Source organism: Flavobacterium sp. DG2-3 (genome assembly GCF_030730925.1).
GTDB lineage: Bacteria > Bacteroidota > Bacteroidia > Flavobacteriales > Flavobacteriaceae > Flavobacterium.
The window spans coordinates 65,122-79,106 of sequence record NZ_JAVAMB010000020.1 but is presented as its reverse complement, the minus strand read 5'-3'; the positions used below and the strand labels follow the sequence as shown (position 1 = coordinate 79,106).

Genomic DNA, 13,985 nt, shown 5'->3' with positions numbered 1-13,985 from the left:
TAGCAGCTAAGACTCTTAGAACCTTTTTTATTAAAACTTAGCATCTAAGAATCTCGGCAACTTTTCTATATTTGTAAAAAAATAACCATAACTCACAAAAATGACTTTAATAAAATCTATTTCTGGAATCCGTGGGACGATCGGAGGAAAAGTGGGAGATAATCTAACTCCTGTTGATGCAGTGAAATTTGCGTCGGCGTACGGAACTTTCTTAAAAAATAATATTGCTAAAGATAAATTGACTGTTGTAATTGGCCGTGATGCTAGAATTTCTGGGCCAATGATTCACAACTTAGTTGTAAATACTTTAATTGGTTTAGGAATCGATGTTATCGATCTTGGACTTTCTACAACGCCAACTGTTGAAGTGGCTGTTCCGTTAGAAAAAGCAGACGGTGGAATTATCTTAACTGCTTCTCATAATCCAAAACAATGGAATGCTTTAAAATTATTAAATGCTAAGGGAGAATTCTTAAGTGGAGCTGACGGAGCAAAAATCCTTGAAATTGCAGAAGCTGAAGCTTTTGAATTTTCTGATGTGGATAGCTTAGGAGAAGTGATCTCGAATGACGCTTACATGGATATTCATATCGATGAAGTTTTAAACCTTCCATTGGTTGATATCGAAGCGGTAAAAGCGGCTAAATTTAAAGTCGTAGTTGACGGAGTAAATTCGTCTGGAGGAATTATTATTCCTAAAATATTAAAATTAATGGGCGTTGAAGTAGTAGAATTGTACTGCGAACCAAACGGACATTTTCCTCATAACCCAGAACCATTAAAAGAACATTTAACGGATATTTCTGAGCTTGTTGTAAAAGAAAAAGCAGATTTTGGTATCGCAGTAGATCCAGATGTTGACCGTTTGGCTTTTATTAGCGAAGACGGAGAAATGTTTGGTGAAGAATATACTTTGGTTGCTGTTGCAGATTACGTTTTAAGCAAAACTCCAGGAAATACAGTTTCTAATATGTCTTCTTCTCGTGCTTTACGTGATGTGACTAATTCTCATAATGGAAACTACGAAGCAAGTGCTGTAGGCGAAGTAAATGTTGTAGAATTAATGAAGAAAAATAATGCTGTAATTGGTGGTGAAGGAAACGGTGGAATTATCTATCCTGAATTGCATTACGGACGTGACAGTTTGGTTGGAGTAGCCTTGTTCTTAACGCATTTGGCAAACAAAAAAATGTCTGTTTCTGCTTTGAGAGCTTCTTATCCAGAATATTACATGAGCAAAAATAAAATTGAATTGACACCGCAAATTGATGTTGATGCGATTTTAACTCAAATGACAGAGAAATATAAAAACGAAGACATTTCTACAATTGACGGTGTAAAAATTGATTTTGCAACAGAGTGGGTTCACTTAAGAAAATCAAACACAGAGCCAATTATTCGTATTTATACAGAAGCGCCTTCTCAGGAAGCTGCAGATCAATTGGCACTTCGAATTATTGATGAAATAAAAGTAATTGCTGGAATCTAAAATTTTCAGTTTTGAAATAAAAAAGCCTCTTTGGAAAATTTCTAAAGAGGCTTTTTCTATTTGATTGTATTATTCTTAACACATAGAAGCATAGCTTTTTGGAACTTATTAAAGGCGTTTCACTTTGAATGATGCACATAGAACTATGTGTTGTTAAAGCTTGCTTTTTCTTTAATCTTAAACAGATCAATAAAAATCTATGTTTCTATGTGTTAAAATTAAATTTATTTGACGCGGTGTTTCCATCTTTTGTGCGTCCATAAATAAAATTCGGGTTGTTCAAGAATTTGTTTTTCGACTTCCTTTAGATACATTTCTGTAATTTCAAAGTCTTTAAATTCTTTCGGATTATCAGCAAGAGAAAGAAAAGTTGCTTCATAAAAACCTCTTTTTACTTTTTTTACTTTTACCATAATCACGGCCAGATCATATTTTTTTGCCAGCATTTCTGCTCCTGTATGAACAGGAACTTCAACTCCCATGAATTTCATCGAATGAAAAATTCGATCCAATTTTGGAGATTGATCACTTGCTAAACCGTACATGCTTAAAACCCCATTTCGCTGATTTTGGGCCATGGTCGGAATCGCTTTTCTGGTTTCGATCATTTCGGTATTGTATTTAGATCTGATTTTTCGAACCAATTTATCAAAATAAGGATTTGCCAGTTTTTTGTAAACCGCCACTCCCTGAAATCCAAGTTTAGGATTAATCGTTAACAGCCACTCATAACTTGCGTAATGCGAAGCTACAAGAATCACGCTTTTTCCTTTTTTAGCATAATCAAGCACAAGATCAATGTTGGTAACATGAAATCTTCTATCCATTTCCTCAGGAGATATGCTCATTGTTTTTACCATTTCCAAAAACATATCGCACATGTGTTTGTAGAATTTCTTTTCTACATCTTTTCTTTCGGCATCGCTTAAATGCGGTAAAGCAAGTGCCAGATTTGCGCGTACCACTTTTTTACGATATACGATAACTCTGTAAACCAGAAAATAAACAAAATCTGAGAAAAGGTAAAATACGGGAAATGGAAGTATAGAGATAAGCCAAAGCAAAGGATAGGCTAAAATATAGACAAGAAACTGCATGTAAATTTTTTTTACAAAGATAAATTAAAAATGATTAGCTATTGATATTTTGCTTTCTTGCTAACTTATCTTTAAGAATGATTATATTTACAATTCACAATAATTAGTACTTATGAATATTATTTTAATAGCGATTATCATTGCGAACGTTGTTATTAGTTACAAAGGTTTTAACGATCTTTATTTTTTTAGAAAATACGAATTTCATGTAGGAAGCATTCGTTCAGGAGAGCAAATCAGAATGTTATCTTCGGGTTTTTTGCATGTAGATATGATGCATTTAATTTTTAATATGCTGACCCTGTATTTTTTTGCTCCCGTAGTTTTAGGCTGGCTTGGCAACTTTTCTTTTATTCTGGTTTATTTTGGAAGTTTAATCTTCGGAAGCCTTTTGACCATGTTATTTCATAAAAACGATTATAGTTATAGAGCTGTCGGAGCTTCTGGCGCTGTAACCGGAGTTTTGTATTCGGCAATATTACTACAGCCCGATATGATGCTCGGGATCTTTTTTGTCATTCCGATGCCGGCTTATCTTTTCGGAATTTTATATTTATTATACTCAATTTACGGAATGAAGGCTAAAAATGACAATATTGGGCATACAGCACACTTTGGAGGTGCTATAGGCGGTTATTTGATTACTTTGATCAAAGTGCCATCCCTGTTTACAGACCACACATTGATGGTTGTGCTTTTGGCGATTCCGATTTTGATACTTTTCGGAATGGCAAAATTGGGAAAATTGTAATGCTGGCATAACTTTTGGAATGCTTTCTTCAAATATTAAAATGTAACAAAAATGAAAAAACTAGTATTATTTTTAACAATCATGTTTATGACTATGTCTTACGGCCAAGAAATCAAACAAGTACCTCTAATTAATGTTAATGGAGAAGGAAAAGTAAAAGTAGCACCTGATCAGGTTTGTATTTCAGCTTCTGTTGAAACAAAAGGGAATAATGCTAAAGACGTTAAAAAACAAAACGACGAAAAAATGGATGCTGTTTTAAAATTCATCAAAAAAATGAATATCCCGACAGCAGATTTTAAAACAAAACAAGTAGCTCTTAATCCGCAGTACGATTATGAGAAAAAGAAAACTTCTTATAATGCTACTCAAACAGTAGAAATCGTAGTGAAAGATTTAGCTAAATACGATGAGTTAATGGAAGGTTTGGTTCAGCAAGGTATTAACCGAATTGACAGAGTTTCTTTTGAATCATCTAAATTAGCACAATACCAGTCTGAAGCTAGAAAATTAGCGATGAAAGATGCTAAAACAAAAGCAGAAGAATATGTGTCTGTTTTAGGACAAAAAGTAGGTAAAGCTTTTACAATCTCTGATAATTCTCAGGTTTACCACCCACAGCCAATGTATGCTGCAATGAGAATGAAAGAAGCAGATTCAATGGGAGCTTCAAACGAAACATTAGCAATTGGCGAAATCGAAATTACAGCAAATGTTAGCGTTAGTTTTGTATTAGATTAAAAGTTTTAAATTCCAATATAAAAATCCAAATTCCAATTAAAAAAACTGGAGTTTGGATTTTTTTGTTTAAAAAACGCACACGCAGTTGGTCTTCCTGAGCGAAGTCGAAGGATTTCATGCTAAATCATTACTGTGTGTCTTACAGTACGTAGGCTTCGACTCCGCTCAGCCTGACAGTTGATTTTAGATTTTAGATTTTAGATTGGAATTTGGAATTTCTAAATTGGAATTTAATATTTCAGATTGGAATTTGGAATTTCAAATTTGGAATTTTACTTATAATATTTTCATCGGAAGCGTAAACCTAAAAGTACTTCCTTTTCCTTCTTCACTTTCTACCCAAATTTCCCCTTCGTGAATATTGATGAACTCTTTGCAAAGCAGAAGTCCGAGTCCACTTCCTAATTCGTTTTCTGTTCCTTTTTGCAGCACCTTTCCGTTAATTTTGAATAGTTTTTCTTTAATATAATCAGGAACTCCGATTCCGTTATCTTTAATAGAAATTTGTACTTTCTGATTGGTTTTGATGAGCTTTACTTTAATATCGCCGTTTTTGTCTGTAAATTTAATGGCATTACTGAGCAGATTGCGTAAAACTGTGCTGATCATATTTTTATCAATTTCTGCTTCTATAAGATAAGTTGATTCAAATGAGATGTTGATATTTTTATTTAAAGCTACATTTCTGCTCAATTCAATATTTTCCTCAATTAAAGCATTCAAAAGTGTCTTTTTTGGATTGAAAGTAATCATTCCGGTCTGCACTCTCGACCAGTCTAAGAGATTTTCGAGCAATTTGTAAATATTCTTATTTGAGTCGTGTAGCATTTCTGATATTTCTTTAATTTCTTCTCTGCTGTATTGGTCGATATTTTCGAGCAAAATTTCAGAAAGAGAAACAGACGATCCTAACGGCCCTCTCAAGTCGTGAGAAATGATAGAAAAAAACTGGTTTTTATCGTTTAAAAGCTTTTTAATTTTGTGATCCTGCTTTTCTTTAACCAAAAGCAAAAAGCCCACAATTCCGATTAAAGTCAACAGAAACAAACAAATGCTGTACAAACTGTCGAAAGTGTCTTTAGAAATAATAAGATCTTGAGGATATAAATAGCGGTGAACTGTTCGTATGGCAATTAAAATTTCAAAACCCATATAACACAAAACATAAAAAGTTTTGAAAAAGCTTTTTTGCTTTTCTGTAAAATAAGCTATCGTGGGCAATAAATAAATGGCAAATATGCCAATTCCGCCAATTATGACGCGCGTATTCATCGATGCGTCAAAAAGCGTTGCAATATTAAAAATTAGTATTGCCACTGCAGTAACGGCGATTTGAAATCGATAATGCCTTTTTGCATGCGATTTAATTAAGGAAAGCATTGCGATTGTCTCAAAACAGCAAGCGCCGAAAATCATAGAATTTGAAATGTTGATAGAAACAAAATCTGGAATAAGGCCTCGCATAAGCGCCATAATCCATGCGACAGTAAGTATCAATTTACCCAAGCCAAACCATCTTAACGTTTTTCTGTTGTCGCTAGTGGCATACGAAAAAGAAAAACTGAAAATAAGAATGCAGGTAAATAAATTGCCCCAAAAGTAAAGTAGAAATATAGTTTTTGGATCTACTGGTAAGAGTTCGAACATTTACAGGATTTTGCTTTTTAAAAATCTATTTTACAAATATACGAATAAAGTAAACATTCAAGTCAGAGTTGGCGGGACGAGCGCGAGATTCTAGCATATTTAACAATTTGTTTTCTTTGAAATGGTCTGAAGCATTTATACCGTTTTTATAAATTAACTGCAGTTTAAGGTTTAAATTAATCTATTATATTTTGAATACATTTTGATTCTAAATTCTTTCATAAATTATAAAAAATAGAAAGAAAGAATTAAATTACATATTAAATGATTTCTTAGATTTGTATATAAGTACCACAAAAACTTCTGTTATGCCACTAATTGAACAATCAGAATATAATTCTCCTTCTATTATTCATCGCAACAGGCATGTTTCTACCATTTATGCTGCCTTGATTAAAAGGTTTGAAGTTCCTGAATATAAAAGAGAAAAGCATGAGTTAAGTGACGGTGATTTTATCAACATCGATTACATTATAAACGATCCGAAAAAAGCGGTTATTTTGTGCCACGGCTTAGAAGGCGATTCGCGAAGAACGTACAACAATAGTTGCGCTGCCTATTTTCAGCAGAAAGGTTTTTCGGTTTTTGCCTGGAACAATCGAACTTGCGGAGGAGAAATGAACCGTTTGCCAAGATTGTATCATCATGGCGCTGTTGACGATTTGGATGAAGTAGTTCAGTTTGTTCTTCAAAAAGGAGCAGAAGATATTTATCTCATCGGATATTCTATGGGCGGCGTTCAGTTGCTTAATTATTTGGGCTGGACAAAAATTGATGAACGTATAAAAGCTGCAGTTTCTATTTCAGTGCCAACTCACATCGCGACCAGTGCAGAAGTGCTGAAGCAAGGTTTTAACAGAGTTTATCTAAAGAATTTTACCATTGACATCAAGAAAAAGCTAAAATACAAAGCAGCACAATTTCCTGATTTCATTAACCGCGATCAGATTGACAAAATTACATCTTTTGATGAAGTTGATCAGTATTTTACAGCGCCTTTGCATGGTTTTGCTAGTAAAGATGACTATTACCATCGCGTTTCTCCAGAGTTTTCGTTAAAAGATATTACAACACCGGTTTTAATTATTAATTCGCTCGACGATCCTTTTTTGGGCGAAAGATGTTACCCAAGATCGATTGCAGAAAACAGTGCATTTGTATATTTAGAAACTCCAAAATATGGCGGGCATTGTGCGTTTCCGCTTCGCAATTCGACGTATTCTTATGCCGAGAAAAGAGCTTTTGAGTTTTTCGAATCTTTCAAGTCAGATCATACTTTGATCCATTAATTTCATTTCGTTTCAAAAGTTATTTAAGGTTGAAAAAATGCCTTGAAATTTTTGATAATGTCGAATTAATCAAAATATTTAATCATTTGATTAAAAAATATGTTTAACGTATTAAAAAATGATTTACATTTGTAGGTAAATGATTAAAATAGATTTTAAATGTCTGAAAATAAAGATGCTACGACTGAAGAAAAAATAAAAACAGCAGCCAAAACAGTTTTTTATAAAAAGGGTTTTTCCGCAACCAGAACTAGAGATATTGCAGAAGAAGCAGGTTTGAATTTGGCTTTGCTGAACTATTATTTTAGAAGCAAAGCAAAACTTTTTGAAATTATAATGACTGAAACCTTATCGGGCTTTATCGGCAGCATGAAAATAATTTTTGATGATGAAAAAACTTCTTTAGAACAAAAAGTAGCCATTATTGCAGAACGATATATCGATTTTATTGGTACTGAACCAGAAATTCCGATTTTTATTCTAACCGAAGTTCGAAATAATCCTGAAGGACTTTTGAAAAAACTGCCCATAAAAGAAATCGTGCTTGACTCTGTTTTTATCAAACAATTTCAAGAAGCCGTTCAAAATAAGAAAATAGCAGAACCTAATCCGTTGCACTTTATAATGAATCTTATGGGATTGATTGTATTTCCGTTCATTGCAAAACCGATCATTATGGGAAGCAGAAATTTAGAAGCTTCTCAATTTCATGATTTAATGCAAGAGCGTAAGAAAAAAATCCCAATATGGATTAATATGATGTTTGCTGTCTAATACTAACTAGAGTTAATTTATTTATGATGAGAAAATTGTATTTAAAATATATCGGAATTTTGTTCTTTGCTTCGGCTCAAGCACAGACATTCACAATTGATCAGAGTTATAAAATGGCTGTCGAAAATTATCCTTTGATCAAACAATATGAACTGATTGAAAAAAGCAAAGAATATACTTTAAGTAATGCCGACAAAGCGTATCTGCCTCAAATTAGTTTGACTGCGATAGAAGGTTATGTTTTTGGAGATTTTCCAACAATGGGCGGTTCTGGAAATGACAGTAAATTCAAGTTCATCGGTTTAGGGCAGATCAATCAGACCATTTGGGATGGAGGAGCTACCAAAACACAAAAAAAGATTGCAGAGGCATCTTCAAATACCGAAAAAGCTTCTGTTGATGTTTCGCTTTACGATTTGCGTTCAAGAGTCAATCAACTTTATTTTGGAATATTGCTTATTGATGAACAGTTGAAACAATTGCAAATTCAAAATACGATCCTTTCTAACAATATTGATAAAGTTAAAAAACTTCATGAAAATGGGTTAGCGTACAAAACAGATGTTGACGAAATGAAAGCCGAACAGCTAAATCTCAGCCGACAGAAAAAAGATTTTGAGTATACTAAATCAGGCTATCAAACCATGCTTTCTTATTTGATAGGAAAAAATATCAGTCAAGAAAAATTAGAAAAACCGTTTATTTCTATCGGTCTCGATACGATTATCAAACGCCCAGAACTACAGCTTTTTGCTAGTCAACGAAATCTGGTAAACGCACAGTCTGATATGCAGAAAGTAAGTTTGATGCCTAAAGTTGGCTTGCTTGGCGCAGGTGTAGTTTTGGCGCCTGGAATTAATTTAGGAACTCAGAAAATTTCTACCATTGGCGTTGCTGGATTAAGCGTCGGCTGGGATATAAAAGGATTGTATAAAAATTCAAACGAAAAAAATCTTACACAGCAGGAATTGAAGAAAATAGAGGTTCAAGAAGAAACGTTTGTATTTAATACCCGATTTCAGATGAATCAGAAAACGGCAGATATACAAAGGCAGAAAGCCATTTTAATAGACGATGATGCTATCGTAAAACTTCGCCAGACCATTCGCGAAGGCTATCAGCTTAAATATGACACTGGAGCAGGACCGTTAATAGATTTGCTGAATGCGGCAGAAAAAGAAGGAAATGCGCGTGCAGAAAAGGCATTGCACGAAATTCAATTACTAATGGCAGAATACGAGTATCAAACAATCAAAGGAAATTAACTCTATATATTATGAAAAAGATCAAGCTTTTATATTTTCTTATCCCAATGATTTTCATGTTTTCGTGCAAAGACACCGAAAATGATTTTGATGCTTCGGGTTCTTTTGAGGCTGTAGAAACGATTATGTCAGCAGAAGCAAACGGCCAAATTTTACAACTCAATGTGGAGGAAGGCCAACAATTGGAAGCGGGACAAAAAGTTGGTTTTATAGATAGCACACAATTGGCTATCAGTAAAATGCAATTGCGCCAAAACGAAAAAGCAATTTTGAGTGGCAGACCGCAAATAAATGTTCAGACTGAAAGCTTAAAGAGACAGCTGGATAACGCAATTTTGGATCGAAATAGAACAGAAAAATTGGTGAAAGGCGGAGTAGCTTCGCAAAAACAATTGGATGATGTAAATTCTAAAGTTACCGCTTTACAAGCTCAAATCAAAGCTCAGGAAAGTTCGCTGGAAACTACGACCGAAAACTTAAAACAGCAAGGAAATACAGTTGGAGTTCAGCTGAAAGGAATTGAAGACCAATTGAGCAAAAGTATTATTGTAAATCCGATTAAGGGAACTGTGCTGGCAAAATATGCGGAACAATATGAAATGGCAGTAATAGGAAAACCATTATACAAAATTGCGAATCTTGAAACTTTAGATCTACGGGCTTATATTACAGGAACGCAGTTGCCACAAGTTAAAATTGGACAGCAGGTTAAAGTGCGTATTGATGAGGGTGAGAAAAAATATAAAGAATATCAGGGTACAATTGCTTGGATTTCGAACAAATCTGAATTTTCTCCAAAAACAATTCCGACTAAAGACGAACGCGCCAATTTGGTTTATGCCATCAAAGTAAGGGTTAAAAATGACGGCTATTTGAAAATTGGAATGTACGGCGAAGTTCTTTGGTCAAAATAAAACACCGCTATGGCATCAGTTACGCTAAAAAATATTACTAAAAAGTATGGTGATTTTGTCGCCGTAGATGACGTTTCTTTTGAGGTGCAGAAAGGAGAGCTTTTTGGTCTAATAGGTCCAGACGGTGCAGGAAAAACTTCCATTTTTAGAATCTTAACCACATTACTGCTTCCCGATGGCGGAACGGCTTCTGTTGAAGGTCATGATGTGGTAAATGAGTTTCAGGAAATTAGAAATAAAGTGGGCTACATGCCTGGAAAATTCTCCTTATATCAGGATTTAACCGTAAAAGAAAATCTAGAGTTTTTCGCCACTATTTTTGGTACTACGATTGAGGAAAATTATGAATTGATCAAAGATATTTACGATCAGATCAAACCTTTTAACGACAGGCGCGCAGGGAAACTTTCGGGCGGAATGAAGCAGAAACTGGCTTTGTGCTGTGCTTTAATTCATAAACCTGAAATTTTATTTTTGGATGAACCCACTACTGGAGTTGATGTAGTTTCTCGAAGTGAATTTTGGGAAATGCTGGCAAAACTCAAAAAACAAAATATTACCATCGTGGTTTCGACTCCCTATATGGATGAAGCCAAATTATGCGATCGAATTGCGCTGATTCAAAGCGGAAAAATAATGACAGTCGACACGCCTGATGAAATCATAAAAAGTTTTCCAAAACCGCTTTTTGCTGTAAAAGCAGCTAATATTTATAAGCTTTTGCAAAATCTTAGAACCGAAAAAGAAATTGAGAATTCGGATGCTTTTGGAGAATTTATTCACCTTACGCTTGTGTCTGAAGAAGCAGATTTGGAAAGAGTCAAAACGATTATTCAAAAATACAATCCAGAGAATTTAGAACTAAAAAAAATAGAACCCACGATCGAAGATAGTTTTATTCGTCTTATGCGCGAACAGGATAATTCTAACGAACCAAAAGAAATGCTGCATGGAAAATAAAGTTATTATTTGTAAAGATTTAACCAAACAGTTTGGCGATTTCAAAGCAGTTGACAGCATTAGTTTTGAGGTGGGCGAAGGTGAAATTTTTGGTTTTTTAGGTGCCAATGGAGCAGGGAAAACCACCGCAATGCGAATTCTCTGCGGACTTTCTTATCCGTCTTCGGGACAAGCTAGTGTAGCAGGATTTGATGTTTACAGACAGCAGGAAAAAATTAAGAAGAATATTGGTTATATGAGTCAGAAATTTTCGCTTTATGATAACCTGACGATTTTGGAAAATATCGAATTCTTTGCGGGTGTTTACGGCGTTTCTCGACCTGAAATTAAAGAAAGAAGCAACGATCTGATTTCGACTTTAGGTCTGCAAAAAGAAGCAAAAAAACTCGTTGGCGGACTTCCTTTGGGATGGAAACAGAAACTGGCTTTTTCTGTTGCCGTATTTCATCGTCCGAAAATTGTTTTTCTGGATGAGCCAACGGGAGGCGTAGATCCGATAACGCGACGACAGTTTTGGGAAATGATTTATGAAGCGGCAGCCAGCGGAATTACCGTATTTGTAACAACGCATTATATGGATGAAGCCGAATATTGCGACCGAATCAGTATTATGGTCGACGGGAGGGTAGATGCGATAGATTCTCCGTCGGAATTAAAAAAGCGTTTCAATGCTGCTTCTATGGATGAAGTTTTTTATGAACTGGCTCGAAATGCCAAAAGAACATCAGATTAGTATGAAAAAATTACTGGCTTTTATTCGAAAAGAGTTTTATCATGTTTTTAGGGATCGGCGAACTTTGCTGATTCTCTTTGGGCTTCCTGTGGTGCAGATTATTCTTTTTGGTTTTGCTTTGAGCAGTGAAGTCAAAAATATCGGAATTGCCATTCAGGATAATTCACATGATATTTATACAGAAAAAATTATACGAAAGATAGAATCTAGCTCTTATTTTAAGGTTGAAAATCCGATTTTAAATTATAAGGATATTGAAAATAGATTTAAAGACGGAAGCATTAAATGTGCTGTCATTTTTCCGTCCAATTTTGGTTCAGATCTGCAGCGTCTCGGCGGAGCAAAAATTCAAGTCATTGCCGACGCATCAGATCCCAATACGGCAACCATTGTTACGAATTATCTAAATGTAATTGTTCGCGATTATCAGCAAGAATTAAACCCGTCCGTTGGATTAAATTATCAGATTGTTCCAGAGTTAAGACAGCTTTATAACGAAGAACAGAACGGTTCGCTTAATTTTATTCCCGGCGTGATTGCTTTGATTTTTATGATTGTGAGCACAGCGCTGACTTCTGTTGCTGTAGTGCGCGAAAAAGAATTGGGAACGATGGAAATTCTGCTTGTTTCACCTTTCAAACCCATAATGGTATTAATTGCAAAGGCAATTCCGTATTTAGTGCTTTCCGTAATTAATTTCATTCTGATTATTTTACTTTCAGTCTATTTGCTAGATGTTGAGATTAAAGGAAGTTTTGTGCTTCTTTTTGCAGAAAGTATTTTATTTATTATTACCTGTCTTTCTCTCGGCTTGCTAATTTCAAATGTTACGGCTTCACAGCAAACCGCAATGCTGATTTCGATGATGGGAATGATGTTGCCTACTTTACTGCTCACGGGATTTATGTTTCCGTTAGAAAATATGCCTTGGATATTTCAAGCTATTTCGCATTTAATTCCGTCGCACTATTATTATATAATTGTAAAAGCTGTTATGCTCAAAGGTTTAGGTTTTTCTTATATCTGGAAAGAAACGCTTATTTTGGTTGGAATGACGATTTTGCTGCTATTTATTTCTTTGAAAAAATTTAAAATCAGATTGTCATGAAAGTGTTGCGTTTTATATTACAGAAAGAATTTCGCCAGATCTTTAGAGACAAAACCATATTGGCGATGATGTTTTTTGTTCCCATTTTTCAGCTCATTATTTTGCCTTTGGCTGCCAATTTTGAAGTGAAAAGTGTGAACATTGTTTATGTAGATCACGATCACAGTTCCTATTCTCAAAAACTAATTAATAAAATTGGTTCTTCAGGATATTTTCATATTGCAGGAACTCCAGCTTCTTATCTGGAAGGTTTGAAATTTATTGAAAGAGGGGATGCCGACTTAATTCTAGAAATTCCTTCAGGATTTGAACGAAACCTCGTTAGGGAAGGCAGTCAGAAAGTAAATATCGCCGCAGATGCCATCAATGGAACGAAATCGAATATTGGAAATGCGTATTTAAACGTTGTGCTGGCAGATTTCAGTTCTGACCTTGATATTCGATATAAATTACCGCAACAATCTGCTTCAGCTTCTCCCTCATTAATTGCTTTGAACAGCACAAACTGGTACAATCCGAGAGCAGAATATAAATATTATATGGTTCCGGGTATTTTGGTATTGCTGCTTACTTTAATTGGCGGATTTATTACGGCATTAAATATTGTAAAAGAAAAAGAAATAGGAACGATCGAACAGATAAATGTAACGCCAATTCAGAAATGGCAATTTATTTTAGGCAAACTTATCCCTTTTTGGATTGTTGGAATGACGGTTTTTACCATTGGACTTATCGTAATGTATTTGATTTACGTAATATTTCCGCTCGGAAGTCTCTTCGTTTTATATCTCTTTGCGGGAGTTTATTTAATTGCCTTATTAGGTTTGGGACTTTTGATTTCAACATTTGCCGATACACAATTGCAGGCCATGTTTATTGCTTTTTTCTTTATGATGATATTCATGCTTATGAGCGGTTTCTTTACAAGTACCGACAGTATGCCAAATTGGGCAAGAACGATTTCAGAATTTACGCCTGTTACGCATTTCATCAAAGTGGTTCGTCTTATAGTTTTAAAAGGAAGCGGTTTGCATGAAGTGGGGAGGGAACTTTTGTACTTGTGTATTTTTGCTGTTGTATTAAATGCTTTAGCGATTTATAACTATAGAAAAACAAGCTGATGATTATTTATATTATAAGTATTGGCGCCAATTAAAATTACGAGCTCGTTGTAGGCATTAATTTCTTTTTTTATTAATTTACATCACCTTAAAAAA

General features: G+C 34.6%; 13 protein-coding genes. 11 read left to right on the top strand and 2 right to left on the bottom strand.

Going from position 1 to position 13,985, the window contains the following annotated elements; translation table 11 throughout:
- The first annotated feature begins 100 nt into the window (after positions 1 to 100).
- On the top strand, positions 101 to 1,489 hold the full coding sequence (gene glmM, locus Q9Q97_RS20185; protein WP_306160423.1) for a phosphoglucosamine mutase: 1,389 nt from the start codon (positions 101 to 103) through the stop codon (positions 1,487 to 1,489).
- Between the two features lie 224 nt (positions 1,490 to 1,713).
- Here the strand turns inward: glmM and Q9Q97_RS20180 are convergent, their stop codons facing one another.
- Complete coding sequence (locus tag Q9Q97_RS20180) at positions 1,714 to 2,586, bottom strand: lysophospholipid acyltransferase family protein (protein ID WP_306160421.1); 873 nt, start codon at positions 2,584 to 2,586, stop codon at positions 1,714 to 1,716.
- A gap of 112 nt (positions 2,587 to 2,698) precedes the next feature.
- Here Q9Q97_RS20180 and Q9Q97_RS20175 point away from each other — a divergent pair, with 112 nt between their 5' ends.
- Together Q9Q97_RS20175 and Q9Q97_RS20170 are read left to right on the top strand one after the other, a co-directional pair.
- Entirely contained in the window at positions 2,699 to 3,337 is a 639-nt protein-coding gene (locus Q9Q97_RS20175; RefSeq protein WP_306160419.1) for a rhomboid family intramembrane serine protease, read from the top strand.
- A 51-nt stretch (positions 3,338 to 3,388) separates the two neighbouring features.
- Positions 3,389 to 4,078 (top strand): SIMPL domain-containing protein, encoded by a 690-nt coding sequence (locus Q9Q97_RS20170; protein ID WP_306160417.1) that lies wholly within the window; start codon positions 3,389 to 3,391, stop codon positions 4,076 to 4,078.
- A gap of 276 nt (positions 4,079 to 4,354) precedes the next feature.
- Here Q9Q97_RS20170 and Q9Q97_RS20165 read toward each other — a convergent pair whose 3' ends face one another.
- On the bottom strand, positions 4,355 to 5,725 hold the full coding sequence (locus tag Q9Q97_RS20165; RefSeq protein ID WP_306160415.1) for a sensor histidine kinase KdpD: 1,371 nt from the start codon (positions 5,723 to 5,725) through the stop codon (positions 4,355 to 4,357).
- 308 nt (positions 5,726 to 6,033) lie between these two features.
- Between Q9Q97_RS20165 and Q9Q97_RS20160 the strand changes: the two genes are divergently transcribed.
- The 8 genes from Q9Q97_RS20160 to Q9Q97_RS20125 all read left to right on the top strand — a co-directional run bounded on the left by Q9Q97_RS20160 (position 6,034) and on the right by Q9Q97_RS20125 (position 13,889).
- Positions 6,034 to 7,014 (top strand): YheT family hydrolase, encoded by a 981-nt coding sequence (locus Q9Q97_RS20160; protein ID WP_306160413.1) that lies wholly within the window; start codon positions 6,034 to 6,036, stop codon positions 7,012 to 7,014.
- 159 nt (positions 7,015 to 7,173) lie between these two features.
- Positions 7,174 to 7,788: a TetR/AcrR family transcriptional regulator gene (locus tag Q9Q97_RS20155; RefSeq protein ID WP_306160411.1), complete on the top strand. Its 615-nt coding sequence runs from the start codon at positions 7,174 to 7,176 to the stop codon at positions 7,786 to 7,788.
- A gap of 23 nt (positions 7,789 to 7,811) precedes the next feature.
- Complete coding sequence (locus tag Q9Q97_RS20150; RefSeq protein ID WP_306160409.1) at positions 7,812 to 9,053, top strand: TolC family protein; 1,242 nt, start codon at positions 7,812 to 7,814, stop codon at positions 9,051 to 9,053.
- A gap of 11 nt (positions 9,054 to 9,064) precedes the next feature.
- Positions 9,065 to 9,967, top strand: a complete 903-nt coding sequence (locus Q9Q97_RS20145) for an HlyD family secretion protein (RefSeq protein WP_306160407.1) — start codon at positions 9,065 to 9,067, stop codon at positions 9,965 to 9,967.
- A gap of 9 nt (positions 9,968 to 9,976) precedes the next feature.
- Complete coding sequence (locus Q9Q97_RS20140; protein WP_306160406.1) at positions 9,977 to 10,927, top strand: ABC transporter ATP-binding protein; 951 nt, start codon at positions 9,977 to 9,979, stop codon at positions 10,925 to 10,927.
- The gene (locus Q9Q97_RS20135) at positions 10,917 to 11,660 is read left to right on the top strand and encodes an ABC transporter ATP-binding protein (RefSeq protein ID WP_306160404.1); all 744 of its coding nucleotides are present in this window, start codon (positions 10,917 to 10,919) and stop codon (positions 11,658 to 11,660) included. The genes Q9Q97_RS20140 and Q9Q97_RS20135 overlap by 11 nt, the downstream gene beginning before the upstream one ends.
- A gap of 1 nt (position 11,661) precedes the next feature.
- Entirely contained in the window at positions 11,662 to 12,768 is a 1,107-nt protein-coding gene (locus Q9Q97_RS20130; protein WP_306160436.1) for an ABC transporter permease, read from the top strand.
- The gene (locus tag Q9Q97_RS20125) at positions 12,765 to 13,889 is read left to right on the top strand and encodes an ABC transporter permease (RefSeq protein ID WP_306160402.1); all 1,125 of its coding nucleotides are present in this window, start codon (positions 12,765 to 12,767) and stop codon (positions 13,887 to 13,889) included. Before Q9Q97_RS20130 ends, Q9Q97_RS20125 begins: the two co-directional genes overlap by 4 nt.
- Positions 13,890 to 13,985: the final 96 nt, after the last annotated feature.

Coding starts and splice junctions, on each gene's coding strand:
- glmM (WP_306160423.1), top strand. CDS start 101: ATGACTTTAATAAAATCTATTTCTGGAATCCGTGGGACGATCGGAGGA.
- Q9Q97_RS20180 (WP_306160421.1), bottom strand. CDS start 2,586: ATGCAGTTTCTTGTCTATATTTTAGCCTATCCTTTGCTTTGGCTTATC.
- Q9Q97_RS20175 (WP_306160419.1), top strand. CDS start 2,699: ATGAATATTATTTTAATAGCGATTATCATTGCGAACGTTGTTATTAGT.
- Q9Q97_RS20170 (WP_306160417.1), top strand. CDS start 3,389: ATGAAAAAACTAGTATTATTTTTAACAATCATGTTTATGACTATGTCT.
- Q9Q97_RS20165 (WP_306160415.1), bottom strand. CDS start 5,725: ATGTTCGAACTCTTACCAGTAGATCCAAAAACTATATTTCTACTTTAC.
- Q9Q97_RS20160 (WP_306160413.1), top strand. CDS start 6,034: ATGCCACTAATTGAACAATCAGAATATAATTCTCCTTCTATTATTCAT.
- Q9Q97_RS20155 (WP_306160411.1), top strand. CDS start 7,174: ATGTCTGAAAATAAAGATGCTACGACTGAAGAAAAAATAAAAACAGCA.
- Q9Q97_RS20150 (WP_306160409.1), top strand. CDS start 7,812: ATGATGAGAAAATTGTATTTAAAATATATCGGAATTTTGTTCTTTGCT.
- Q9Q97_RS20145 (WP_306160407.1), top strand. CDS start 9,065: ATGAAAAAGATCAAGCTTTTATATTTTCTTATCCCAATGATTTTCATG.
- Q9Q97_RS20140 (WP_306160406.1), top strand. CDS start 9,977: ATGGCATCAGTTACGCTAAAAAATATTACTAAAAAGTATGGTGATTTT.
- Q9Q97_RS20135 (WP_306160404.1), top strand. CDS start 10,917: ATGGAAAATAAAGTTATTATTTGTAAAGATTTAACCAAACAGTTTGGC.
- Q9Q97_RS20130 (WP_306160436.1), top strand. CDS start 11,662: ATGAAAAAATTACTGGCTTTTATTCGAAAAGAGTTTTATCATGTTTTT.
- Q9Q97_RS20125 (WP_306160402.1), top strand. CDS start 12,765: ATGAAAGTGTTGCGTTTTATATTACAGAAAGAATTTCGCCAGATCTTT.